We start from the raw sequence: 23567 nt of genomic DNA, 5'->3' as shown, positions 1-23567 counted from the left end.
AGTCAGAACGAACGACTGCCCTGAGGCATACTCAAGCCCGATGTCACATTGATCAGATCCATCTCACCCATCCCCTTGATATCAACGCACCCAAGCTCCGAGACCTGAAACTCGTCAATCAGGGCATATTTCATCTCTTCCGGGGCCACGATGTTCATGGGGTTGGCAAAGACCTGCAACCGGGACGCGATGTTTACGGCAGGGCCAAACACGTCATAGACATATTTCTGAATGCCCACGACCGATCCAACCGCCGCACCCATCCCCAACCCGATCCGGGCCTGCCACTTATGCGGATGGCTTTCGTTGCGGCGTTCTAGATAGCGCAGGAACCTTACCGCACAATGCGCCACGGCGGTCGCATGATCCGGTGTTGGATCTGGCATACCTGACACGGCCAGATAAGCATCTCCGATCGTTTTGATCCGCTCACACCCGAATTGTTCCACGATCCGATCAAAGGCCGTGAAGATGTCGTTCAGTTCACTCAAGGTGACCGTCGGGTCGGTCTTGGCCGCAAAATCCGTGAACCCGACAAAATCCAGCATAACTACCGAAACCTGCTGATACAGCTGCGGTGTGACGACACCGAACGTCTTGAACTCTTCATACACGGCTCGGGGCATCAGGTTCAGCAACAGCCGTTCCACTCTTTCCTTTTCGCGCTCAAGCTCTCGGGTGTTGCGCTCGACCATGGTGGAATAGCTGTCGATCATGCTTTCCAATTCTCGAATGCGGGTGATGTTCTGACATTCCACAATCAGCACCTGTTCGGACAAGCCATTGGCCAATGAGACCGTGACAGCAAAGATCAAGGTCCTGCGTTTCGGCTTTATCTGCAATTCGACCGAGTACCGAAGGCCTGACTGCTTTACATCCTCCAGTTCTTTGGGGTCGAGATCCGACAGAACGTCGCTTAGGGTACTCCCCTTTTCAGGAGTTCCGAACCACTCCGTAAAAGGCCCGTTGTGAAACACGAATTGCAGGTCGGATGCGCGCACCACAGCGACGCCGACTCCGATCGCACGCAGCAATTGCTCGTTTATCGCCAGAATGCTCATGCCGCGTTCCGGGTGACTATGATCGAACGTTTGCCTTCGATTGCGGTCAGAGCAGTTTTGATGTCTCCGTCGGACATGCCATGCTGACTCAGCGCGTCGCCGAACAGCTCGGCCATGACGTCGAACTCGTTGTGCGAAATGTTCAGATGCCGATGAACTGCTTCGATCCTGTCATCACTGAAGGATGCGGGTCCGCCAATCAAAGACGAGACGAACTTGGTTTGATGGTCGATCAGGCGCGGCATATCAATGTCTTCGAAATGATGACCGATCTCATCCGAATCCAAAGCCATTTCATAGAAGGTCATCACGACCCGGCTGATCGTTTTGAAACCGCCATATTTTTCATAAAGTGTCTGTGCCACACGAATACCCGCGCGTTACCAATCAATAACCCCACAACTCTATATCAAATCGATATTTTTGTTAACGCTTATGATTTTCTGGCCCGGAAGGATCAAAAACCGTCTTGCCGCACAGGAAAACCTGCCAGAGCATCGCTGAGGCCGAATGGGATCTTTCATTCGTTCTTTGGGAATGGGAAACGAAGGAAAGGCAACACCATCAGCGGGATTATCTTTTGACTGATCTTGAAGCGTTCTGATGGGCTGGGCCGGGTCAGCTTTGAACGCAAGCCCGCCCTTCTGAAAGAAAACTTCGTCTGATCCCCCCAAAACCCGCCGTTCAAAGAGAATTTCGTTTCAATACGGCGTGTCCTCATGTTCACATGCAGGAAAACGGCACAACAATCGAAAGGACCAAAAGTGCAGGAACATGGATATGCGTCCGGGCGACTGAACCTTCCTTTTGTCGGAATATCGACCTTTGCAAAATCTCCATATATCGAGAACTGGGACAAAATTGACGCCGACGTTTGCGTGCTCGGCGCGCCGTTCGACTTTGGAACTCAGTGGCGCCCCGGCGCGCGTTTTGGTCCTCGGGCCGTGCGAGAGGCATCGACACTTTTCAGTTTTGGCCATGCCGGCGCCTATGATCATGAGGATGACGCGACCTATCTGGACGGCTCGGTTCGGATCGTCGACCTGGGCGATGCGGATATTGTCCACACCAAGACCGAGACGAGCCACAAGAACATAGCCTTTGGCGTGCAAAAAATTCTCGAGGCCGGGGCACTTCCGCTGGTGATTGGCGGTGATCACTCGATCAACATCCCCTGCATTTCCGCATTTGAAAGCGACTGCGCCGAAAACGGCCCGATCCATGTTGTTCAAATCGATGCGCATTTGGACTTTGTAGATGAACGTCACGGCGTCACCAACGGGCACGGAAATCCCATGCGCCGCGCGATCGAGAAAGACTATGTTTCAGGGATGACCCAGCTGGGCATTCGAAACGTATCGTCCACCGCCAAGGAAGGGTATGACGACGCGCGCGCGCGCGGATCGGACATCCTGTCCGTGCGGCAGGTTCGCAGATTGGGAACAGAGGCTGTTCTTGACCGCATTCCCGAAGGCAAACGGTACTATGTAACGATCGATATCGATGCGTTCTGCCCCTCGATCGCGCCCGGAACCGGCACTCCGAGCCACGGAGGTTTTTTGTACTATGACGTTCTGGAAATCCTTCAGGGGCTGGCGAAAAGGGGCGACGTGGTGGGCATCGATCTGGTCGAGGTGGCCCCCGCCTACGACCCCACTGAAAGCACTCAGATTCTGGCGGCGCAGCTGCTGTTAAATTTTCTGGGTTTCATTTTTCACGAACGTGCCCGACGCACGTGAAAAGCGGGTGGAGCGGAAGCTCCACCCAAAACCTCAGGCGTCGATAATGTTGTGCCCCGGCCCGTAGGGGAAGCCTGTGATGTTTTCGGCTCCGTCTTCGCCCACCACCAGAATATCGTGTTCCCTGTAACCGCCTGCACCGGGCTGGCCTTCGGGGATCCACAGCATCGGCTCGATCGACACCACCATGCCGGGTTCCAGCACTGTGTCGATGTCTTCGCGGAGTTCCAGACCGGCTTCGCGACCATAGTAGTGGCTCAGAACACCAAACGAGTGGCCATAGCCGAAGGAACGATATTGAAGCAGGCCTTCGTCGGCAAAAAACCGGTTGATCTCGGCGGTGATACCGGAACATGTGGCACCGGGTTTGATCAGGCTCAGTCCAAGTTCATGCGCGGCCACATTGGCCTTCCACAGGCGCAGGCTGTCGGCATCCGGCTCGCCCAGAAACAGGGTCCGCTCCAGGGCGGTGTAATAGCCCGAGATCATCGGAAAGGTGTTCAGCGACAGGATATCACCTTTTTGCAACGCGCGTTTGGTGACCGGGTTATGCGCGCCGTCGGTGTTCAAACCCGATTGAAACCAAACCCATGTGTCGCGGTATTCGGCATCCGGATAGGCTCGCGCGATTTCCACTTCCATCGCGTCTCGCCCAGCCATCGCGATTTCGATTTCGGTTGCGCCTTCGCGGATAGCGGCATGGATCGCAGCACCACCCACATCGGCCGTGCGCGCTCCACCCTTGATCAATTCGATCTCTTCAGCGGATTTGATCATCCGCGCGGCCATGGTGTCGGCCGCGATGTCAACCAACTCTGGCTCGCCCAGCATGTTCAGCGCCGTGTCGCGCGCCGCAAGCGTCACGTGGTCGCCTTCAATGCCGATCCGCTTTGCATTCCCGATCAGGCTCGCCACTGCCCGCCAGTAGTTGTCGCGTTTCCAGTCAGTATAAATCACATTGTCTTCAACTGACCGGCGCCAGGGTTGCCCGGCATCGATATTGGCGGAAACGGTGGTGCAGTTGTCCTGGGTCACAACACAGCCATAGGGGCGCCCGAACGCACAGTACAGAAAGCCTGAATAATAGGCGATGTTCTGCATCGAAGTCAGCAGAACCACCGGTATATCCCGCTGGGCCATGATCGCGCGCAGCTTGCCAAGGCGGCGGTCATATTCGGATTTGCTGAACGGCAACGGGGCCTTGTCGCCATTATGGCAGGTGAAGAACTGAGGGCGGTTTGAAATGTCAGTCATCCTTGGTCTCTCATCTATGCCGGGCATGCATTTTCCCGGCCACATGTCCCGGCGTTCAGGACAGGCGGTCTCGGGGTCCGAGAGCCGATCACCTCCGTAGTCGCCGCGACGCCATCGCGGCAGAGATGAACAGGTGAATCGTTAGATCAGACGATTTGCTGCGTCAAGCGGGCGAAAGGCCCCGCAGACGCTCCGACCGACGCCGCAACAGTTCAACCGTCGTCAACAGGGCAATGGAGAGGACCACAAGGATTGTGGCGACTGCCAGAATGGTTGGACTGATCTGTTCCCGCAGACCGGTGAACATCTGCCACGGCAATGTCTTTTGCGAGGCGGAGCCCACAAACAAGACCACGACCACTTCGTCGAACGATGTGATAAAGGCAAACAGGCCGCCCGAGATTACGCCCGGCAATATCAATGGCATCTGTATCTTGAAGAAGGTCCTAACGGGCCCTGCGCCCATATTGGCAGCCGCCCGTGTCAGAGATCGATCAAAGCCCACCAGGGTCGCCGTCACGGTAATGATCACAAAGGGAATACCCAGCACGGCGTGGGCCAGGATAACTTTCAGATAGCCTACGAAGTTCTTGTTCATGCCAAGTGTACCTTCGAGGAAACGCCCGATATCACTGTAGAAAAAGAACATACCCGTCGCCGAGATGATCAGCGGAACAATCATCGGCGAAATCAGAATTCCCATGATCGCACGGCGTCCTGGAACGTGAGACTGGCTGAGCCCGATCGCGGCCAGCGTTCCTAACGTTACCGAGATAACCGTCGCAATCGGCGCGATGATCAGCGAATTCTTGAAGCTGCGTTGCCATTCGTTGTTGGTGAAGAAATCTCGGTAATGCTTCAGCGAATAGCCTTCCGGATCAAGCCGCAGCATCTCGGGCGTGAAGGTAAAGAAGTCCTGCGCGTTGAAAGACAACGGCAACACCACCAGAATCGGCGTGATCAGAAAGACGAAGATCGCACCACAGATCACGCGAAACAGGTAGTGATAGAAAACCTGTTGTGCCGTGAGATACGGCAGCAGCTTGCGCCTATACCGCCCCTCGTACAACCAATAGATAAACCAGGCGAAAAACCAGCCGCCGAGCAGCCCCAATACACCGCCCATCAACCCGGCCACTAAAAAACCCACGACACCGAATCCGATGATATTGATCAAGCGTGCGAGGTTTTCGTTCTTCACGATATTTATGTAGACCCAGGCCAGCCCCGCGATCAGGACGGCTCCGCCCAGTATGCCCAGAAGGACCGAACCATTTCCGGCCCCGACGAAAATGCCGGCAAATGCCCCGGCAAGTGCGACACTGGGCAAAACCATGGACATGGGTTTGCGGGATATCGGTGTCAGTGCTGCCATCTTGATTATCCCAACTTCACGTTATCGATGCCCACGATCTTGTCGTAGACCCAGTAGAGCAACAGCACGACCGCCAGAAGGATCGTACCCAAGGCCGCAGCCAGCCCCCAGTTCAGTGAGGACGAGATGTGATAGGCAATCCGGTTCGAGATGAAGACGCCCTTGGTGCCGCCCACGATCTCGGGCGTGATGTAGTACCCAATCGCCAGAATGAACACGAGGATCGAACCGGCACCGATTCCGGGCACGGATTGCGGGAAGTAGATGCGCCAGAACGTCGTCCAGTTCGTTGCACCCATGGATTTAGCCGCACGCGTGTAAGACGGCGGAATGGTCTGCATCACCGAATACATTGGCAGGATCATGAACGGCAAAAGGATGTGTGTCATCGCGATGATGGTGCCGATCTGGTTGTTGATTATGATCAGGCGAGCGTCATCAGCGACCAGCCCCAACCAAACGAGGGTATCGTTAATAACCCCCTGTTGCTGCAACATGACCTTCCAGGCGGACGTTCGAACCAGAAGGGACGTCCAGAAGGGCAAAAGGACAAGTATCATCAACAGGTTCGATACCCGCATCGGAAGTGTCGCCAACAAATAACTGACAGGATAAGCAAGCAGGATACAAGCACCTGTTATTACGAGCGACATGAACAGAGTACGTCCAAAAAGCTTGATCAGGATCTGCTTGTCTTCAGGTTGGGCCTGTGCGCCTTCCGGGGTTCTGCGCATATCGACGGCATTCAGGAAGTAACCATTGGTAATCGCTGGTGAGTGGGTCTTGATCACTCGCCAGGTTTGCGGATCTCCCCATCCGTCATGAATCTCGATCAATTTTTCCTTGAACGGCCCATCCGTTTCAGGGTCCAGTTTTTTGATCTGGCGCCCGGACCTGCGGAACATCGAAGACATGCCAGTCTCTTCGTAGTTCAAACGCGAACCGAGCCTTGTGTGCTCTTTGTTGTCAATCGCAACAATCATGTCGCGGACAAAGGCCTCGTATACATCCTCACCCGGCAACTCACCTGACTGCTCGTCCCAGTTGTTCAGGGCTTCTACGGTCAAGGGAAGCGTGTCGGACACGATACTGTTTTCAACAGACCTGAACAGCATCGATGCAATGGGAACGATGAATGAAAACAGGACAAAGAGGAGAAGCGGAGCAACCAACAGCAACGCCCGGAGCTTTTGCCTGCGTAGCGACCGCGCCAGCGACTGCTTGAGCGGTGTTCCATCAGCGGCCAGCATAGGGCCCGCGTTTTGGGTGGCGTCGGTCATTGTTGCCCCTTGGCTTTTTTGGGGTCAGGGGCAGTTTCCCGCCCCTGACAGTGTCACCAATTCAAAACTGGATCATTGCGCCAGCCACGCCTGGAATTTGGCGTCGATGTCGTCACGGTAGTCCGCCCAGAACTCATAGTTGTACAGGAACGTGTTCTTGGCGTTTTCCGGATCGGTTGGCATATGGGGTGCCATATCGATACCCAGTTCGGCATGCTTACCCACCAGCGGAGCCGACGATGCACGGGCCGGGCCGTACGAGATGTACTTGGCCTGATCCGCCAGACGCTGGGTATCGGTCGCGAACATGATGTAGTCCAGCGCGCGCTTCTGACGCTCTTCGCTCAGACCGGCGGGAATGATCCAACCATCCAGATCGAACACCTGAGCGTCCCAAAGCATGGCGACCGGCTGCTTCTGCTCTTCGATCACGCTGAACAAACGGCCGTTATAGGTAGAACCCATGACTACCTCTCCATCGGCCAGCAGCTGCGGCGTGTCGGCACCCGCAGACCACCAGACAACGCTGTCTTTGATGGTGTCTAACTTGGCCAGCGCCTGATCCTGACCTTCCGGAGTGGCCAGAACGTCATAGACATCTTCCTTCGCGACGCCATCGCACAAAAGGGCCCATTCCATATTGTTGATCGGGCGTTTTTCCAACGAGCGCTTGCCGGGGTAAGCTTCCAGATCGAACACAGCGCAGATATCGGTAGGGGGTGTATCGCCGACCAGGTCAGTACGGTAACCGAAGGTGGTTGAGTACACGATCTGCGGAATAAAGCAGTCGCTGACCAACAGGTCGCCGAAATCTTCGGAGGCAGGTGTGCCATCCGGCGCGGGGGCAAGCTGGGTGTCAAAGTCGATTTCCAGCGCAAGCCCTTCGTCACACAGACGAATTGCGTCTGCGGCCACAACATCGACCACGTCCCAGGTGATATTGCCGGCTTCATTCATCGCGCGCAGTTTTGCAACCGCTTCGGCTGAGCTGTCATCATTCAGGATGGTGACACCTGTCTTTTCAGAATAGGGCTCGTGATACGCCTTCAGCTGCGATTTGGAATAAGCGCCGCCCCAGGAAACGATCGTCATCTCCTCGGCGAACGCACCGCCGGCAACCGCCCCAACTGCAGCTGCTGTCAACAATGTTTTGGTTTTCTTCATGAATAACTCCCAGTTCTTCCCGTTTATGTGTGTGGTCGACTGATGCACGGGTTTTCACCAGCCGGTCCCTCAGTGAGGTCGCGCTTGTTCCGCGCGACTTGGCCTATGCGTCGAGCGCACGACAATCCTGAGCCAGCCAGCCGATCTCGATCTCCTGACCGGGCGTCAGACGGATTGCGTCTGGCGCGTTCCGTGTTTTAACGATGAATTCATCATTTCCTGCAACGGACATGCGGAAACGGAATACGTCACCCATGTAGATGAACTCTTTGACAGTCGCTTTCAGCGTATGAGCATCGGCGTGCAAGCGATCCTTGTTGAATTCCACCCGCTCAGGCCGGATTGACACCTTTGTCCTTTCGCCCGGATTGCGAACATTGATCGGAACCGCGTCAATTTCAGAGCCATCATCAAGTTGGACAAGGCATGTGTCGCCATCAATCGATTTAATGACACCTTCCAAGGTGTTGTTTTCCCCGATGAATTGGGCAACAAAGCTGTTTTCTGGTTCTTCATAAAGTTGATCAGGCGGTGCAAGCTGCTGAATACGGCCATCGTCGAACACAGCGACACGATCTGACATAGTCAACGCTTCGGTCTGGTCATGCGTCACATAGACCGTAGTAATTCCAAGCTCATGCGCAAGTCGCGTGATTTCAAACTGCATATGCTCGCGCAGCTGTTTGTCCAGTGCGCCCAAGGGTTCATCCATCAACACCAGTTCGGGTTCAAAAACCAAGGCGCGCGCCAAGGCTATTCGTTGTTGTTGACCGCCAGACAACTGAGCCGGGCGTCGCCCACCAAACGCACCCATCTGAACCATGTCCAGGGCCCGCTGAACCTTTTCATCCCGTTCAGACTTGCCCAATTTGCGGACTTCCAAGGGGAATGAAAGGTTTTCGGCCACCGTCATATGCGGAAACAGGGCGTAGTTCTGGAAGACCATGCCAATCCCACGCTTGTGTGGAGGGATATTGTTGATGGGTTTCCCGTCAAGAAGGATTTCGCCATGTGTGGCGGTTTCGAATCCGGCAAGCATCATAAGGCAGGTAGTCTTTCCAGACCCGGACGGCCCGAGCATGGTCAGGAATTCGCCTTTAGGCATTGCAAGGTTGAGATCTTTGACAACGAGATTCTCGCCATCATAAGATTTTTGTACGCGTTGGAATTCAACAAACGCGGCATCAGTATTTGTGTCGGTCACAAGACCCCCTGTTGCGTCAAATGATTATCCGAGAGTTGCGGATTTCATTGATCTGTAGTCAGCAGTTAAGACCATGCAGTAGGCACTTGGCAACATTAGATGACGCTTTTGCGAATATTCATATCATATTTGCTGTTTCAATCAGCAAGATTGAGACGACCCATATGCCATGCAAGACTTTGATTGCTTGAAAGAACAGGCTTACCAATCCGTTTGCGAATCTCAGGGATTGCTTCAATGGTCCGAAGGTTGGTGCAGCTAATGAATACCGCTTCTACCGACGGATCAGATCCCAATTCTGTCGCAGCTTCGATCACGGACTGCACCGAAATCCGAGCAACTTTTGCCTCTTCGGCCTGCCCGAATGTCCCGAAAACATCCATGGTTATTCCGTTTTCCGAAAACGCGGCACGCAGCGGTGCGTTGACCTCTTCGATGTAAGGCGACAGCATCGCAAACCTGGACACGCCAAGATCCGCGGCGCAGGCCGTGGCCGCGCGCAAAGGGTTCGTAACCTCTTTTGTATTGCACGACTGTTTGACAAGTTCCTCCACACGCTTTGATCCAATGACGGAACTTGCTGACGTGCAGCCATAACCCACCACCCGGAAAGGACGCGCGCTGGGCAGCAATCTCGCCGCCGCCGGCAGGGCCTCTTCCATCTCGGCCAGGCTTTCCGGTGTCACTTCAATGCCGCTGGGTATCCGTGTTACATACAACGGGCTTTTCCGGCCCGAGAAAATCGTGCTGAATTCCGGCTCGATCGTCTCGTCGACTTGAAGAACAATCAATCCAAGCGGCGGGGCTTGCGGGTCGTCCTCGTCAAGCGTGTAAGGCACGTAGGTCATAGCTGGATCATCTCCGGCCCCATACGCGGGCTGATAAAGCGCGGAACATCGTCTGTTACGACGATGTTTTCTTCGTGAACCAAGATCTTGCCACCAACGGCAATGCCCGGCTCCAAGGTCAGCACCATGCCTGGCTCAAGAACTGTCTGGTCCGTCGGGATGAGCGACGGCCATTCGGTCAGCGACATTCCCAACCCGTGCCCCAATCGACCGGCATCCGTGCCTTCGGATGCCTTGGTCAGCACCGTGTTCATGGCATAAAACAGCTCTGCTGCGGTGGCGCCGGGGCGGGCGATTTCGAATGCGGCATCCGACGCCTCGATCAGCCTGGCGTAAGCAGATTTCACGTCCGGACTTGCCGGGCCGACCGACCAGTTGCGGTCGAAGTCACTGAAATAACCATCCCAGACCAAGCCGGTATCAAGCATCAGTACATCGCCATCCTTCAAGGGGGACGAAGACGCCGGCGATATTACGTCAGAGTAACCGCCCTGCTCTGCCCCACCAGCGAGATACGGCACCCAGTCGGCACCCTCTTCCAGACAGAGTATCTGGAAACCGCGAAAAACTTCATCCAAAGGCACGCCGGCCCGAGCAATCTCGGGAACTCGGGCAAAGGCCCGGCCGGCTATGGCGCATGCGGTTTCGATTTTGGCAATTTCCGCCTCGGATTTGACCATGCGAAGTTGGCGCAAAATACCGTGATCTCCGGTGATGTGGCGCGAACCGAGCCTGTTTCGCAGGCGTTCGATATCCGACATGGGCATACGCGCGTGCGTCTCGTGACCATCGGGCATTCCAATACGGCCTTTGACGGGTGTCAATTCCGTCAAGGCATCCGTCAAAAGCGAGACGCCGTCATCCTGAAGGTCGGGTGAGCTCCATGTTCGGATGTCGTCGATCCAGGTTTGCCCCATCAACGAGGCACCGATCGAAGGGATAACCGCAACCGGTTTACCGGCCGCAGGCAGGATCAGGAACCACGGGCGGGTCGGGCTTTCCCAGAATCTGGTCAGGTATCCGGTAAAGTAACGCACGTCGGTTTCCGTGGTCAGCAGCAGCGCCGACAGGCCAGCGGCATTCATCATCACCTGTGCGCGTTCGGTGCGCGCTGAGAATTCTGCTGGCTCGAACCCTCTCATCCGGCGGCCTCAGAGGTAGAGCGCCGCACGCAGCCTGAACCGTTGAAACGACACCGCTTGAATGGCCCGGTGCTATGGCCCGTTCGGTGTAGATTGATATCGGCTTTCATGCAGCACCCCGAATTTTCGTTCGTTGACGTGAGCGGATCGGTAGGGTTCTGTCAACCAAAGTCTTTTGTTGACCGGAGGCGCCAATGACCCACCCTGATCCAGCCTTCAGCCGCGCGGAATATGATCGCCGTCTTGCCAAGACCCGAAAGGCGATGGCCGCAAAGGGAATTGACTGCCTTTTTGTCGAAGACCCCTCGAACATCGGATGGCTCACCGGGTATGAGGGCTGGTCTTTTTACGTTCACCAAGGTGCCTTGATCTTTCTTGACGCGGACCCGATCTGGTGGGGGCGCCGGCAGGATGCAAACGGTGCGCTGCGCACGGTGTGGATGGGGGACGATCGGGTTTTCGGATACGCCGATCACTTCGTGCAGTCGACAACACGGCATCCAATGCAGGACCTGGCCAAACTTATTGCGGACTGCGGACATGGCCAAAGCCGAATTGGGGTGGAACTGGACAATTATTACTACTCGGCCAAAGCCCATATTACTCTGACAACGGAACTGCCCGGGGCGACCCTGATCGATGCAACGGCCTTGGTCAATTGGCAACGGGTCGTGAAATCCGACGAAGAAATCGCCCTGATGCGCAAGGCGGCCCGGATTTCAGAGTTTGTGACTGACGGCGTGCTTGAGCGCGTTGAACCCGGCCTGCGCAAGAACGAGCTGGTCGCACAGGTTTACCATGACGCAATCACGGGCGTCGGTGATGACTGGGGGGATTACGCAGCCATCGTCCCACTTTTGCCGTCAGGGTCAGATGCCGCCGCGCCGCATCTGACCTGGAATGGAGATGTATTCAAATCGGGCGAATGCACCTTCTTCGAGCTCTCTGGCTGCTATCGCCGATATCATGCTCCGTTCTGCCGGTCGGTATTTCTGGGTCAGCCGCCTGATTATCTCAAGAGGGCCGAGGCGGCCTTGGTTGAAGGGTTGGAAGCGGGTCTGGAGGCTGCGCGCCCCGGCAATCGCGCGAAGGATATCGCCAAAGCGCTGGCGGCGCCTCTCGAACGTGCGGGGATCGAACGCGGTGCGCGCTGCGGCTATCCTGTCGGCCTCAGCTATCCTCCGGACTGGGGCGAACGCACGATCTCGCTGCGGGACGAAGACAATACGATCCTCGAAGCAGGCATGACATTTCACTTCATGCCCGGGCTCTGGATGGATGATTGGGGGCTTGCGATCACCGAAACCATCCTGATCAAGGATAACGGTCCCGCAGAGTGTCTGTGCAAACGACCACGCAAAGTATTCGTCAAGCCCTGAGTGGTGCACGAACGATCCTAGGCCTGCGCCTGATCAAACACGTATCTGTTCAAGCAACCAGTCACGAAACAATGCGGCCGCCGGATTGCTGGCGTCAGCGGAAAGATAATACCCTTCGTTGCAGTCGACAGTGCTGTCATGTGCGCTTTCGACAAGACCGGTTATCATCGCATGTTTCGCCAGAAACTCGCTGATCAGGGCAACCCCGCTGCCATGAACCGCCAATTGAAGCGCCATGCCGAACGTATCGACGAAAACGGCAGGCTGCCGCTGCACGCCCTGCTTGTCGAACCACGTCTTCCATCCGCTTGAAGTGCCGACTGCCTCTATCAGGGGAAGGTCAAACGGATCCCCTGCAAGCGTCGGCGCCTTGAGAGCGACAAGCCTGTCCGGCCACAAACGTTCGGCCCCCCTGCCCACTTGTTTTTCCGATCCGAACCTGACCTGAACGTCAGCTTGCGACGCGTGAAAATCGTCAGGCCAGATTGCGCTGAGCAGCCGCACACTGATCTCGGGATTGCGGGTGGTGAAGTCCGCGAGGTTTGGGGCGATGACCCATTGCGCGACGCTGACAGATGTGGCCACCGTCAGGACATCTCCAGGTGCGCTTGCGTCGGCCCTTCCGGCGGCGGCGGCAAGCGCCTCAAGCGCTCTGCCGACTTCGGGCAACAGTTTCCGCCCTGCATCCGTCAGGGCCAGACTGCGCGGATGCCTTATGAAAAGCGCTGTCCCCAGACGCATCTCAAGGGATTTCACCTGCTGACTGACGGCCGATTGGGTCAGGCCGATTTCCTCGGCCGCCGCGGTAAAACTCAGGGTCCGGGCCGCCGCCTCGAAGGATCGGAACCAGGTCAGGGGGGGAAGTGATTTTGCCATTGATCAAGTTAGCCATTAATCTTTTTAATGCGAAAGCACATAATTCAATCATTTGTCAAAAACCACACCCGTTTCTACCTTCTCCCAGCGCGACAGGAGAGGTGTGATGAAGCCGGAAATACGCAAGATTGTTACCTACGACGAGGAAGTTCTTGTCGAGGGATTTCGCCCTGCGGAAATCCCATGGCGCATGTTCGCCGTGGCCGCAGTGATCACCAATCCCTGGGCGGGTCGATATGTCGAAGACCTCAAACCAGAAATCCACGCATATGGCCCCTTACTGGGAAAGATGATGACGGACCGCATGATCGCGTTGGCCGGCAGTGGCGACGCAATCGAAGCCTATGGCAAGGCAGCCGTCGTTGGGCTGAATGGCGAGGTCGAGCACGCCTCGGGCATTATTCACACCCTTCGGTTCGGCAACCACTACCGGCAGGCGGTCAGCGCGAAATCCTATCTGGCTTTCACAAACACGCGCGGCCCCGCGAATGCGCCGATCATGGTACCATTGATGGACAAAAACGATGCCGGGCGGCGTTCTCACTACCTGACCGTTCAATTCTCGATCCCGGACGCACCACGCGACGATGAAATTGTCGTCGTATTGGGGGCCGCAACCTCGGGCAGACCGCATCACCGTATCGGCAACCGGTATCAGGATCTCAAGGATTTGGGCCATGACGTGGACAACCCGGCCGCGGTCTGAAATCGGCGGGCTGGCCGCCATCCAGACAGGCGCAGGTCCGGACATCCTGTTGCTTCACGGGGTTGGCCTGCGGGCCGAAGCCTGGGGCGCGCAGTTGGACGGGTTGGCGTCTGAAGCGCGCCTGACGGCACCGGACATGCCCGGTCACGGCGAAAGCCCGCTGAGGTTTTTCGGTACGGAACTGTCGGAATACAGCGAAGCTGCACACAACGTGCTGGGCAATCTGAACGGTCCGGTCCTTGTTGTCGGCCACTCGATGGGCGCGATGATGGCGTTGGACCTTGCCGCCAAGGCGCCCGACCGGATTTGCGGCGTCGTGGCAATGAATGCCGTTTTTGAACGCAGTGCAAAGGCAGCGCAGGCCGTTCAGGAACGTGCTGCGGGACTGGATGGTGAAACACCGGTTGACCCAACCAGCACGCTGCGCCGGTGGTTTGGTGACATCGGTTCGCCTGAACGTGATGCCTGCTGCGAATGGCTTACGGCCATGGATCCGGCTGCTTACAAGCTGGCCTATACGGTTTTTGCCCAAGGCCAAAATCCGCGGCGCGAAGCGCTGGAGAAACTCGCCTGCCCCGCGCTGTTCATAACCGGTAGTCAGGAGCCGAACTCCACCCCAGACATGTCGCTTAAAATGGCTGAAATCACCCCGAACGGCCGCGCGCTGATCATCGATGGGGCGGCCCATATGATGCCGATGACACATGCAAGTCAGGTCAACGCCGCCATTTCCAGCTTTCAAAGCGAGGTGCAATCATGACCGAACTCGACCCCCGCGACCTCCGGCGGGCATTCGGCAAATTCATGACCGGCGTGACCGTCGTTACCACGCGCAGCGCCTCTGGCATGGCCCTGGGCTTCACGGCAAATTCCTTCACTTCGGTTTCGCTCGACCCGCCGCTGTTGATCGTCTGCCCCGGCAAGAACTTGTCTTCATACGGCGAATTCTCGACCTGCACCCATTTCACGGTGAGTGTTCTGGCCGAGGGGCAAGAGGATGTGTCCAACACTTTCGCCGGCTTCAAAGGTGACCGGTTCGCCAAAACCGACCATGACCTCGACGCGCGAGAGATCCCTTTGATCAACGGCGCGGTCGCGACATTCTCCTGCCGGACCCACCAAGTGATCGAGGCAGGAGACCATTGCGTTCTGATCGGACAGGTCGAAACCTATTCCCACAACGACCGCCCGGCGCTGGGCTACGCGAACGGGCAGTATTTCAGCCTTGGGCTGGAACGGGGGGCGCTTGAACCGACGGGGCGCAGGATTGTCTGTGGCGCAATCATCGAACACGAAGGCCGCGTGCTGCTTGAGAAAACGGAAGCCGGTTTCAGACCGCCGCAGGTCACATTGTCCGACCGGCGACAGTTGCGCGACAGCCTTCGGCAGGATCTGCATGATCGTGGCATCGACGCACGTCTTGGCGTCGTCTACTCGGTCTATGACGATGCCACAGCGCATAATGTCTACATATTGGGCAATGCGCCGGAACTTCCCAAACACGGCAAGCTTAAGGCCGTCGCGATTGAAGACCTGGCAACCCTTGCCTACTCGACGACGCCAATCACCACCATGATTTCTCGTTTCGCGCTGGAAAGCCGAACCCGCGACTTCTCACTGTATCTGGGCAGTGCGCAGCAAGGCGACGTGCACAGCTTTTCTGAAAGGACCTGATGGATGGAGTTTTCCCTTTTTGCACACATGGAACGGCTGAGCCCAGATCAACCCCATGAGAAGCTGTATGAAGAATTCATCGCGCTGTGTAAAATGGCCGATGAGGCGGGAATGCGCGCCATCTGGACCGGCGAGCACCACGGGATGGACTTTACGATCGCGCCCAACCCTTTGATGTCTTTGGTCGATATCGCACATCACACCAAGAATGTGCGGCTTGGCACGGGTACAGTTGTTGCACCATTCTGGCATCCGATCAAACTGGCGGGCGAAACGGCTGCGGCGGACCTGATGACAGGAGGCCGTATCGAGTTGGGCATCGCCCGCGGCGCCTATTCGTATGAATATGAACGGATGATGCCGGGAATGGATGCATGGGATGCTGGCCAGCGCATGCGGGAAATCGCGCCGCTTTTGCCCCGGCTGTGGGCGGGTGACTGTGCCCATGATGGAGAGTATTTCAAATTCCCCGCCACCACCTCGGCCCCCAAACCGGTGCAACCCGGCGGACCACCGATCTGGATCGCGGCGCGGGATCCGAACAGTCATGAATTCGGTGTACAGAACGGCTTTAACATTCAGGTCACACCGCTCTGGCAGGGCATGCAAGAGATTGAAACGCTGATGGGCCGCTTTGAAGATGCATGCGCAAACCATGAGGGGCCGCGCCCCAAGATCATGCTGCTGCATCACACCTACGTTGGCAGCGACGACGATGATCTGGGTCTGGCCGCTCGGGAATTGTCGCGCTTCTACAACTATTTCGGGGCCTGGTTTCAAAACAAGCGGCCAGTCCGGCAGGGCTTGATCCAGACGTTGACGGATGAAGAGATGGCGGCCAACACGATGATGGCACCGGAAAACCTGGCACGCGATCTGACTGTCGGAACCCCGGACGGGGTCACGGAACGTCTGAAACGATACGAAGATCTGGGCTATGATGAGTATTCGTTCTGGATAGACAGCGGTATGAGTTTCGAACGCAAACGCGCATCGCTGGCCCGCTTCATCGACGACGTCATGCCAAAGTTTCAGTGAGGATCGATGATGCATCAGAAACCACATTTCCAGCTTTATATCGACGGCGCGTGGACCGAAGGGGCACGCGGGCAAGTGATGCATTCGCAAAACCCGGCGACGGGCCAAGAATGGTCCAGTTTCGCCTGTGCCGCACCCGAAGACGTTGACCGCGCCGTGTCCGCCGCGCGTCGGTCACTTGATGATCCCGCGTGGCGCGACATGACGCAAACTGCACGCGGCAAACTGTTGTTCAAACTTGCCGAACTGATCGAGGAAAACGCCGGACACCTGGGCCAGCTTGAGACCACAGACAGCGGAAAGCTGCTTGCCGAAACCGCAAGCCAAACAGCCTATGTCGGTGACTATTATCGATATTATGCAGGGCTTGCGGACAAGATCGAAGGGGCGGTTCTGCCGATCGACAAACCGGACATGCACGTCTTCACCAAACGCGAGCCGATTGGCGTGGTGGTCGCTATCGTCCCCTGGAACGCACAGATGTTCCTGACCGCAACCAAGCTTGGCCCCGCGATAGCAGCAGGCTGTTCGGTCGTGCTGAAGGCCTCTGAAATTGCGCCCGCTCCGATGCTGGAGTTCGCGCGGCTGATCGATGAAGCTGGCTTTCCGCCCGGTGTCGTCTCTGTCATTACGGGGGATGCCGAAAACTGCGCCATCCCGCTTACCCGGCACCCGGATGTGGACCGGATCGCATTCACCGGCGGCCCGGAAACAGCGCGCCATGTCGTGCGCAATTCGGCTGAAAACTTCGCGGTGACCACTTTGGAACTGGGCGGGAAATCCCCGATCATCGTTTTTGATGATGCCAATCTGGATGGCGCCGCCAATGGTTTGATTGCGGGAAACTTCGGCGCCTCGGGTCAAAGCTGCGTGGCCGGCTCGCGCGGGTTGATACATCGCCCGGTACTGGACGCGCTTGTTGACAAGATCGAAGAGAAGATGAAGGGCGTCGCAATCGGCGACCCGTTGGAAACGGCCACCCATGTTGGCCCGCTCTGCACCGCAGCTCAGGTGGAAAGAATTCAGGCGACTTTGGCGAAAGCCACAGAACAAGGCGCACGCATCCGCTTCGGGGGAAAACCTCTGGACCGGCCGGGCTACTTCATGGCCCCTACGCTGGTGGAATGTTCGAACCCAGAGACCGAGACGCTGAAGGTCGAAATGTTCGGCCCCGTGATGTCTCTGCTGCCATTCGATACGGAAGAAGAAGCGATCGCATTGGCCAACGACTCGCAGTTCGGGCTTGGGTCCGGCGTTTTCACTGAAAATGTCGCCCGCGCCCATCGGGTTTCATCCCGTCTGAAATCGGGAATCTGTTGGATCAACACGTATCGCGCCGTGTCCCCGATTGCTCCGTTTGGTGGCTACAATCAATCCGGCTATGGCAGAGAAGCCGGGATCGAGGCCATTCACGATTACACAAGGACCAAAACCGTCTGGCTGAATACGTCGGAACAGCCAATGTCGAACCCGTTCGTCATGCGGTAACAAGATTTTGCTGCATTGTTTTGTCAAAGGCTCCGGACTTTAGCGTTTAGGGTCACCTACAAAACCTTCTTGCAACTGTTCCAGCCAAATAGCTGCGTCTTCCAATCTCGTACACGCAATAAAGTCCGAGTTTTGAGCCAGCATCTTTTCACCAATCTCGTCCTCACAGTTTTGCGGGCGAACGAGGGAATATCTGCAAAGAGTCAATAACATCTAGCACCCATCAGATGTAGTGACGAAGGCGGTGGGTCTGGTGTCGAAATCCTGCTCCGGTAGTCCCAACTGCGCGACGCGCAGGTCCCAGACGCCCACCTGCCGCTTTGGCTTGCCGGAGGCATGGCCACTGAGGTCGAAGCACTGTGCCTAGCCCAAGCGGGACCGAACACCTCAAAGCCGGCGCAAGAGCAACGGGCACATCGCGGATCTAAACTCCGCCGCCGGTCAGCGTCGCGATAGCATCCTTGACCCGCGCCGCGTGATCGCGGTCGGCCGCCGCTGAGTGTGGATCAGCAAAATGCCCGCTGTCATTGTCGAAATACAGCCCCGAGGCATCAGCAAATTCGTCCGACAGCGCGGCCCGTCGCAGGATATCAGCGCCGATCGCCAAGTCATTGCCGGCCATTCCAAAACCCTCTCGGACCATCTTTGAGGCCAGAAGCGAGCCAGGGTTGACCGCGACAAAGACTGGGCCCGTTGGGTGCGCGCGCGCCATTTCCCGTGACCAGATCGTGATAGCCAGCTTGCTTTGCGCATAGGCCTCCATGTCACTCAATTGCCGCTTACCGTGCATCGCTTCTACATCCACCGGCGCCTGCGCGGCCGATGAAAGGTTCACCACGCGCCCTTCGGCTGGGATGATCGGCAACAGCCGTCGGGTCAGCACATGGGGCGTCAGCGCGTTTACCACGAACCGAACATCCATCCCGTCGGCCCGGCGTGGGTGCGGAGTCTTGTAGACACCGGCATTGTTGATCAGAACGTCCAGCCGGTCGTGCCGGGCGCGCACGGCGTCTGCAAGCGTGGCGGCTTCGTCCAGATCGGAAAGATCAGCGCGGAAGGTCTCGGGGTTGCCGCCAACCGTCTGCGCGGCGGCCTGCAGTTTGTCAGAGCTGCGTCCGTGCAGCAGCACGCGGTGGCCTTCGGCCGCCAGTGTCTTGGCGGTCAACAGGCCGATGCCGTCGGTCGCGCCGGTGATCAGGATAGTCTTGGGCATTGCGGCCTCCTTGGGGATGAAATCAGTCGTGAAACTCGGGCAGAACCTCGTCGGCCAGCCGGTGCAGGGTGGGTTCGATCCCGGCCACGTTAAAGCGCAGATTCAGTGCCACGTGGTTGATGCCCAAATCGCGGATCTCGTGCAGGTAGCGGCGCAGGTAATCGGTGCCGGCACTGAACCCAAGATGGATCGGGCGCGGCGGAGCGTCGGCTTGGTCCACCAGATCAACATAGAGCGACTGCATCACCGGTTTGTCGGGCAAGCCGGCCTGTGCCACGCGCGCTCGATAGTCGGCCACAACGCGGGACTGCGCCGCCGCACCACGCGGATAGGTCATCCAGCCGTCACCGTGGCGCGCCACCCACTCTGGCGTCTGCTGGCTGCCACCGGTGATAAGCAGCGGCAGGCGCCCGGCAGCAGGCTTAGGCAACATGTCGATACCGCCAGAGAGGTCGCCCTGCGGGTTGTCCAGACGCGGGTAATCCTGCGCCATGGCGCGGATATAGGCGAGGCTGTCACGGAAGCGCGCCCCGCGATCAGAGAAATCCTTGTTCAGCGCCGGGTATTCCTCGGGACGATCCCCCGAGGCCACACCCAGAAGCAGCCGCCCGCCCGACAGCTGGTCGGCCGAGGCTGCCGCCTTGGCTACATGGGCCGGGTGCCGTAATGGCAGCACGATCGAAGCCACGCCAAGCGCGATGTCGCGCGTCGCAACACCCAGCGCGCCGAGATACACGAAAGGATCGAACACCTGCCCCGCATCGCCGAACGAGGGCACGTTAAAGGGCACGTCTCGCAGCCAAAGCGCGGCAAAGCCCAGTTCGTCGGCCAGCGCGGCGCGCTCCAGATGGCGCGTCATAGAAGGTACCGGATCGTTGCGATTTGCCTCGAGCGGGACCACAAGCCCAATGCTCAGCCTGCCAGGGCGAAACACCGCGTTGAACGCGCGGTTGAGCGGCGCGAAGTTCGGCGTGTTGGATTTGTCCAGCATTTTCCGCCTTTCTCAGAACCGCACCAGCGCCCGGCTTTCCAGGCTTTTGCGGATGATGTGCCGATCGGGATCTTCGGCAAGATCAATCGCGCTGTGGCCCACCCTTGGACGGCCGCGATTGTCGTAGATGTTGAACCAGACGATCTCGTCCGGCGTCATGCGCGACAGATACACCCAATCATGACGCGGGTTGGCCGCCAGGCCGAGTATACGACCGCGCCGGTCGGGATAGATCAGGTCGATGTCGATCCAGTCCGCGTCGTCCACGGTTGCAGGGCGCACGAAACCCAGCGGGGCGGTGTTGATCGGGTTTTCCACCGGCCGCCACAGGTTAACGAAGGCGTAATGCCCCGCCGCCCAATCGCGCGCCCGCTCGGGCCCCAGGATGTCCACCAGCCGCTGGTGCGCACCTTGCGGGCTCAGGTCGCTGTGCACGTTGCGCGCGGGGCGGCGGTTGGCTGCCGGGTCGTCAATGCGCAATGTGTGGTCGAAGAACAGCACCTCGCGCGCGCCGATCCGGTCGCACAGCAGATCGGCCAGTTCGCGGTCGTAGACCTTATGCCAGCCGGGGGATTCGAAACTGGTCACCCGCGTCGGTGCCACACCAAATTCGAACCCGTCAGAGACAAAGCTGGCCCCTGCCCGCCCGGCACGCAGATCGGTCAGCGCCACCTCGGTCGCGGCCAGTTCGGGCGAGACCAGATTGCCAGCGATGCTGTCCGCGTCCAGCACGAATGCCTGCGGCGCGGGCTTGTGAACATGATAATTGACGGTTCCGGTCCGGGTCATGAAAGCCTCCTTGGGGGTGCCGGCCCGGCATACCGGGCCAGTGCTGCATTCAGGCGAGGTCGTCCTGCCCCGCGATCAGGTAGTGATGGCTGACCGAGCCCTTGGTGCGGGCGGCCAGGTGCGGTGCATAGGCCGGGTCCGCCATGAAGGCGCGGGCCGCCTCTTCCGAAGGCCACTCGATGATGATCCTCAGCCCGGCGGGCTGATCCTCGCCTTCCATCTGCGCGTGGGTCGCGGTACGCGCAAGATACTTGCCGCCATGTGCCGCCACGCGTTCGTTGGCGGTGGGCAGGTAGCCGGGGATCCAGTCCTCGGCGGTGGGGGTGACGTCCAGAACGGAATAATAGGTCATCGTGTATCTCCTTCGGGGTCAGAACCAAGCGACGGTGTCTTGCATCGCGCGGCGGGTCTTGGGGAATTCAGGATCTTTCGCGCGATGACCAAAGGCGAACATCACCGCCGGTTTCCATTTCGCGGTATCGACGTCGAAATGTTCAGCCAGCGTCTGCGTCGTCCGCTCCATGTCGAAGCCCTCGATCGGGCAGCTGTCGATCCCCATCAGCGCACCGGCGGTCATCATGTTGGCCAGCACGATATAGGCCTGCTTGCCCGACCAGTCGGTGATCTCGCGCTCAGAGGTGATCTTGTGATCCTCGGCCTGGAACTTGCCGTATGCGCCGTTGAAGATCTCGATCACTTCCTCGGGCAGCTGCTTCACTTGCCGGTAGTGGTCTTGCAGATAATCCGATCCGGCGCGCATCAGTTCACCCGTCGCCGCCAGAATGATGCCGAAATGGCTGGCGGTGCCAAGCTGGCCGGTCGACCCGTTCATCATCCCGTTGGCACCCCATGAAAACTCGCGGAACAGCTCGCGCTTGTCGGGCGACTGGATCATCAGGATGCGGAAGGGCTCGTGCCCGAACGAAGTGGGCGAAAGGCGTGCGGCCTCGAGGATCGTCTCGAAGTCAGCGTCGCTCACCTTGCGTTCAGGGTCGAAGATCTTGGTGGCATGGCGAGAATTGAAGGCCTCAATGATCTGCGCGTTTATATCGGTCTTCACCTCGGTGATCGCGTTCATTTTATGTCTCCGTTGGGGTGTGTGTCGGTGTGCACCTGACTTATCACTTGCGAGAACAAGGAAAAGGTGGTGAAAAATAAGTTCAGTTTTCGTATTTTGGATATAATCGATATGGATACCGACAGCCTGCGCCTGTTCGTCATGGCGGCCGAACGGCTCAATATTAGCGCCGCCGGGCGCGAGCTTGGCCTTGCGCCGGCGGTCTCGAGTGCCAGGCTGGCCAAGCTTGAGAACGAACTTGGCGTCGAGCTTTTGCACCGCACCACGCGCAAGGTGTCGTTGTCATTGGAAGGGTCGGAGTTTCTGCCTTATGCACGTGAAATTCTCGCCCAGACGGATGCAGCGCGCGCTGCCCTCGGAGGCACGGATACCGGCCCCACAGGCACCTTGCGTTTCGCGGCCCCCAGCAGTTTTGCCCAGTTGCACATCATGCCGCTGTTGCCCGAGTTTCATCAACGCTATCCCGACCTGACGCTGGACCTGCGACTGTCGGACAAGCCCTTCGACGCCATCGAGGGCAGTTTCGACCTAGCCCTGCGCAACGCGCCGCTGGCCGATAGCAGCCTCAAGGGGCGCAAACTTTCAGATGACATCCGCCTGCTCTGCGCTGCGCCGGAATATCTTAAGCAGCACGGAGTGCCTTCGACACCCGAGGATTTGACGGGGCATCGCTTCATCGCGTGGGCCAATCTCGACCGGCGCGAACTGGTTGATCCTGCTGGTCAGAAGGCGGTCCTGAACCCGCGCGCGATGATCAGCCGAACCATCGTCGATGACGGCACTGCGCAACGCGCGGCAACGCTTGCCGGAGCGGGGCTTTCGATAAACTCACTCTGGAGCGTGGCCCATGAACTGCGCTCTGGGCGGCTCAGGCAGGTTTTGCCTGACTGGCGGCTGAATGATCATGCAGGGCTGTGGCTGATCTATCCGCGCTCGAACGTGCTGACGCCCAAGACACGAATCTTCATGGATTTTCTCGTCGAAAAACTCGGCGACAGGTCAGGCACCGGCTGGGTCGAAGCGCAGCAGGACAGCTTGTAATCGTGCATCGCGTTCGCGGACAGGTGCAGTTCAAGTTACGCAATGGTGATGGTGGCGGAGAGACAGGGATTCGAACCCTGGAGACGGTTTCCCGCCTACACACTTTCCAGGCGTGCGCCTTCGACCACTCGGCCACCTCTCCGTGCCGGCGATATTTGGACGAATGCCGTCGGATTTGCAAGGCCTCAATTCGACGAAATCAGGGGAATAGCGCAATTTAATCAATG

The 23567-nt window shown here is 57.9% G+C and carries 23 protein-coding genes and 1 tRNA gene; 8 read left to right on the top strand and 16 right to left on the bottom strand.

From position 1 onward, the window contains the following. Positions 1-2: 2 nt before the first annotated feature. Together ACR0E2_RS02070 and ACR0E2_RS02065 are read right to left on the bottom strand one after the other, a co-directional pair. Positions 3-1061: an adenylate/guanylate cyclase domain-containing protein gene (locus ACR0E2_RS02070; RefSeq protein WP_171116220.1), complete on the bottom strand. Its 1059-nt coding sequence runs from the start codon at positions 1059-1061 to the stop codon at positions 3-5. Continuing rightward, on the bottom strand, positions 1058-1426 hold the full coding sequence (locus tag ACR0E2_RS02065; RefSeq protein ID WP_152457802.1) for a group I truncated hemoglobin: 369 nt from the start codon (positions 1424-1426) through the stop codon (positions 1058-1060). The genes ACR0E2_RS02070 and ACR0E2_RS02065 overlap by 4 nt, the downstream gene beginning before the upstream one ends. A gap of 399 nt (positions 1427-1825) precedes the next feature. Here ACR0E2_RS02065 and speB point away from each other — a divergent pair, with 399 nt between their 5' ends. After that, on the top strand, positions 1826-2800 hold the full coding sequence (gene speB, locus ACR0E2_RS02060; RefSeq protein WP_480444956.1) for an agmatinase: 975 nt from the start codon (positions 1826-1828) through the stop codon (positions 2798-2800). 33 nt (positions 2801-2833) lie between these two features. Here the strand turns inward: speB and ACR0E2_RS02055 are convergent, their stop codons facing one another. The 7 genes from ACR0E2_RS02055 to ACR0E2_RS02025 form a co-directional block, all read right to left on the bottom strand. Beyond that, a complete protein-coding gene (locus ACR0E2_RS02055; protein ID WP_480444954.1) occupies positions 2834-4054 on the bottom strand; it encodes an aminopeptidase P family protein in 1221 nt (406 codons plus the stop codon). Positions 4055-4217: 163 nt separating this feature from the next. Continuing rightward, positions 4218-5429 carry an ABC transporter permease gene (locus ACR0E2_RS02050; RefSeq protein ID WP_152457799.1) on the bottom strand — a complete coding sequence of 404 codons (1212 nt, stop codon included), beginning with the start codon at positions 5427-5429 and terminating at the stop codon, positions 4218-4220. Between the two features lie 5 nt (positions 5430-5434). Then, a complete protein-coding gene (locus ACR0E2_RS02045) occupies positions 5435-6709 on the bottom strand; it encodes an ABC transporter permease (RefSeq protein WP_152457798.1) in 1275 nt (424 codons plus the stop codon). Positions 6710-6781: 72 nt separating this feature from the next. Beyond that, a complete protein-coding gene (locus ACR0E2_RS02040; RefSeq protein WP_152457797.1) occupies positions 6782-7873 on the bottom strand; it encodes an extracellular solute-binding protein in 1092 nt (363 codons plus the stop codon). 103 nt (positions 7874-7976) lie between these two features. Continuing rightward, positions 7977-9077, bottom strand: coding sequence for an ABC transporter ATP-binding protein (locus tag ACR0E2_RS02035; RefSeq protein ID WP_152457796.1), 1101 nt, complete (start codon positions 9075-9077; stop codon positions 7977-7979). 137 nt (positions 9078-9214) lie between these two features. Beyond that, positions 9215-9925, bottom strand: coding sequence for a maleate cis-trans isomerase family protein (locus ACR0E2_RS02030; RefSeq protein ID WP_480444952.1), 711 nt, complete (start codon positions 9923-9925; stop codon positions 9215-9217). Then, a complete protein-coding gene (locus ACR0E2_RS02025) occupies positions 9922-11067 on the bottom strand; it encodes a M24 family metallopeptidase (RefSeq protein WP_480444950.1) in 1146 nt (381 codons plus the stop codon). The genes ACR0E2_RS02030 and ACR0E2_RS02025 overlap by 4 nt, the downstream gene beginning before the upstream one ends. 194 nt (positions 11068-11261) lie before the next feature. Here ACR0E2_RS02025 and ACR0E2_RS02020 point away from each other — a divergent pair, with 194 nt between their 5' ends. Continuing rightward, positions 11262-12446, top strand: a complete 1185-nt coding sequence (locus ACR0E2_RS02020; RefSeq protein WP_480444949.1) for a M24 family metallopeptidase — start codon at positions 11262-11264, stop codon at positions 12444-12446. Positions 12447-12479: 33 nt separating this feature from the next. Here the strand turns inward: ACR0E2_RS02020 and ACR0E2_RS02015 are convergent, their stop codons facing one another. Beyond that, positions 12480-13322 (bottom strand): LysR family transcriptional regulator, encoded by an 843-nt coding sequence (locus ACR0E2_RS02015; RefSeq protein ID WP_480444948.1) that lies wholly within the window; start codon positions 13320-13322, stop codon positions 12480-12482. Positions 13323-13428: 106 nt separating this feature from the next. On the opposite strand from ACR0E2_RS02015, the gene ACR0E2_RS02010 reads away from it, so the two are divergent. The 5 genes from ACR0E2_RS02010 to ACR0E2_RS01990 are packed head-to-tail and all read left to right on the top strand — an operon-like array spanning position 13429 to position 18228. Then, positions 13429-14028 carry an amino acid synthesis family protein gene (locus ACR0E2_RS02010; RefSeq protein WP_480444946.1) on the top strand — a complete coding sequence of 200 codons (600 nt, stop codon included), beginning with the start codon at positions 13429-13431 and terminating at the stop codon, positions 14026-14028. Then, positions 14000-14788, top strand: a complete 789-nt coding sequence (locus tag ACR0E2_RS02005; RefSeq protein WP_480444944.1) for an alpha/beta fold hydrolase — start codon at positions 14000-14002, stop codon at positions 14786-14788. Before ACR0E2_RS02010 ends, ACR0E2_RS02005 begins: the two co-directional genes overlap by 29 nt. After that, the gene (locus ACR0E2_RS02000; protein ID WP_480444942.1) at positions 14785-15702 is read left to right on the top strand and encodes a flavin reductase family protein; all 918 of its coding nucleotides are present in this window, start codon (positions 14785-14787) and stop codon (positions 15700-15702) included. Before ACR0E2_RS02005 ends, ACR0E2_RS02000 begins: the two co-directional genes overlap by 4 nt. Positions 15703-15705: 3 nt before the next feature. Further along, positions 15706-16740 carry an LLM class flavin-dependent oxidoreductase gene (locus ACR0E2_RS01995; RefSeq protein WP_480444941.1) on the top strand — a complete coding sequence of 345 codons (1035 nt, stop codon included), beginning with the start codon at positions 15706-15708 and terminating at the stop codon, positions 16738-16740. Between the two features lie 9 nt (positions 16741-16749). Beyond that, a complete protein-coding gene (locus ACR0E2_RS01990; RefSeq protein WP_480444940.1) occupies positions 16750-18228 on the top strand; it encodes an aldehyde dehydrogenase in 1479 nt (492 codons plus the stop codon). Positions 18229-18652: 424 nt separating this feature from the next. Here ACR0E2_RS01990 and ACR0E2_RS01985 read toward each other — a convergent pair whose 3' ends face one another. The 5 genes from ACR0E2_RS01985 to ACR0E2_RS01965 are packed head-to-tail and all read right to left on the bottom strand — an operon-like array spanning position 18653 to position 22299. Then, positions 18653-19441: an SDR family NAD(P)-dependent oxidoreductase gene (locus tag ACR0E2_RS01985; RefSeq protein ID WP_480444938.1), complete on the bottom strand. Its 789-nt coding sequence runs from the start codon at positions 19439-19441 to the stop codon at positions 18653-18655. A 22-nt stretch (positions 19442-19463) separates the two neighbouring features. Beyond that, entirely contained in the window at positions 19464-20432 is a 969-nt protein-coding gene (locus ACR0E2_RS01980; protein ID WP_480444936.1) for an LLM class oxidoreductase, read from the bottom strand. A gap of 12 nt (positions 20433-20444) precedes the next feature. Then, positions 20445-21221, bottom strand: coding sequence for a CmcJ/NvfI family oxidoreductase (locus ACR0E2_RS01975; protein ID WP_480444934.1), 777 nt, complete (start codon positions 21219-21221; stop codon positions 20445-20447). Positions 21222-21270: 49 nt separating this feature from the next. After that, entirely contained in the window at positions 21271-21573 is a 303-nt protein-coding gene (locus tag ACR0E2_RS01970; RefSeq protein WP_171228622.1) for a DUF1330 domain-containing protein, read from the bottom strand. Positions 21574-21591: 18 nt separating this feature from the next. Beyond that, positions 21592-22299, bottom strand: a complete 708-nt coding sequence (locus ACR0E2_RS01965; protein WP_480444933.1) for an NAD(P)H-dependent oxidoreductase — start codon at positions 22297-22299, stop codon at positions 21592-21594. Positions 22300-22410: 111 nt separating this feature from the next. On the opposite strand from ACR0E2_RS01965, the gene ACR0E2_RS01960 reads away from it, so the two are divergent. Further along, a complete protein-coding gene (locus tag ACR0E2_RS01960; RefSeq protein ID WP_480444931.1) occupies positions 22411-23340 on the top strand; it encodes a LysR family transcriptional regulator in 930 nt (309 codons plus the stop codon). Positions 23341-23392: 52 nt separating this feature from the next. On the opposite strand, the gene ACR0E2_RS01955 is transcribed toward ACR0E2_RS01960, so the two are convergent. Next, positions 23393-23482 (bottom strand) — tRNA-Ser (locus ACR0E2_RS01955). Between the last annotated feature and the right edge of the window lie 85 nt (positions 23483-23567).

The organism is Ruegeria sp. A4 (assembly GCF_056543025.1).
This window is presented reverse-complemented; position numbering and strand designations above follow the sequence as displayed.

Excerpts from the sequence above, each read along its gene's own strand:
- ACR0E2_RS02070 (WP_171116220.1), bottom strand. The coding sequence starts at position 1,061 with ATGAGCATTCTGGCGATAAACGAGCAATTGCTGCGTGCGATCGGAGTC.
- ACR0E2_RS02055 (WP_480444954.1), bottom strand. The coding sequence starts at position 4,054 with ATGACTGACATTTCAAACCGCCCTCAGTTCTTCACCTGCCATAATGGC.
- ACR0E2_RS02050 (WP_152457799.1), bottom strand. The coding sequence starts at position 5,429 with ATGGCAGCACTGACACCGATATCCCGCAAACCCATGTCCATGGTTTTG.
- ACR0E2_RS02045 (WP_152457798.1), bottom strand. The coding sequence starts at position 6,709 with ATGACCGACGCCACCCAAAACGCGGGCCCTATGCTGGCCGCTGATGGA.
- ACR0E2_RS02040 (WP_152457797.1), bottom strand. The coding sequence starts at position 7,873 with ATGAAGAAAACCAAAACATTGTTGACAGCAGCTGCAGTTGGGGCGGTT.
- ACR0E2_RS02030 (WP_480444952.1), bottom strand. The coding sequence starts at position 9,925 with ATGACCTACGTGCCTTACACGCTTGACGAGGACGACCCGCAAGCCCCG.
- ACR0E2_RS02025 (WP_480444950.1), bottom strand. The coding sequence starts at position 11,067 with ATGAGAGGGTTCGAGCCAGCAGAATTCTCAGCGCGCACCGAACGCGCA.
- ACR0E2_RS02020 (WP_480444949.1), top strand. The coding sequence starts at position 11,262 with ATGACCCACCCTGATCCAGCCTTCAGCCGCGCGGAATATGATCGCCGT.
- ACR0E2_RS02015 (WP_480444948.1), bottom strand. The coding sequence starts at position 13,322 with ATGGCAAAATCACTTCCCCCCCTGACCTGGTTCCGATCCTTCGAGGCG.
- ACR0E2_RS02010 (WP_480444946.1), top strand. The coding sequence starts at position 13,429 with ATGAAGCCGGAAATACGCAAGATTGTTACCTACGACGAGGAAGTTCTT.
- ACR0E2_RS02005 (WP_480444944.1), top strand. The coding sequence starts at position 14,000 with ATGACGTGGACAACCCGGCCGCGGTCTGAAATCGGCGGGCTGGCCGCC.
- ACR0E2_RS02000 (WP_480444942.1), top strand. The coding sequence starts at position 14,785 with ATGACCGAACTCGACCCCCGCGACCTCCGGCGGGCATTCGGCAAATTC.
- ACR0E2_RS01995 (WP_480444941.1), top strand. The coding sequence starts at position 15,706 with ATGGAGTTTTCCCTTTTTGCACACATGGAACGGCTGAGCCCAGATCAA.
- ACR0E2_RS01990 (WP_480444940.1), top strand. The coding sequence starts at position 16,750 with ATGCATCAGAAACCACATTTCCAGCTTTATATCGACGGCGCGTGGACC.
- ACR0E2_RS01985 (WP_480444938.1), bottom strand. The coding sequence starts at position 19,441 with ATGCCCAAGACTATCCTGATCACCGGCGCGACCGACGGCATCGGCCTG.
- ACR0E2_RS01980 (WP_480444936.1), bottom strand. The coding sequence starts at position 20,432 with ATGCTGGACAAATCCAACACGCCGAACTTCGCGCCGCTCAACCGCGCG.
- ACR0E2_RS01975 (WP_480444934.1), bottom strand. The coding sequence starts at position 21,221 with ATGACCCGGACCGGAACCGTCAATTATCATGTTCACAAGCCCGCGCCG.
- ACR0E2_RS01970 (WP_171228622.1), bottom strand. The coding sequence starts at position 21,573 with ATGACCTATTATTCCGTTCTGGACGTCACCCCCACCGCCGAGGACTGG.
- ACR0E2_RS01965 (WP_480444933.1), bottom strand. The coding sequence starts at position 22,299 with ATGAACGCGATCACCGAGGTGAAGACCGATATAAACGCGCAGATCATT.
- ACR0E2_RS01960 (WP_480444931.1), top strand. The coding sequence starts at position 22,411 with ATGGATACCGACAGCCTGCGCCTGTTCGTCATGGCGGCCGAACGGCTC.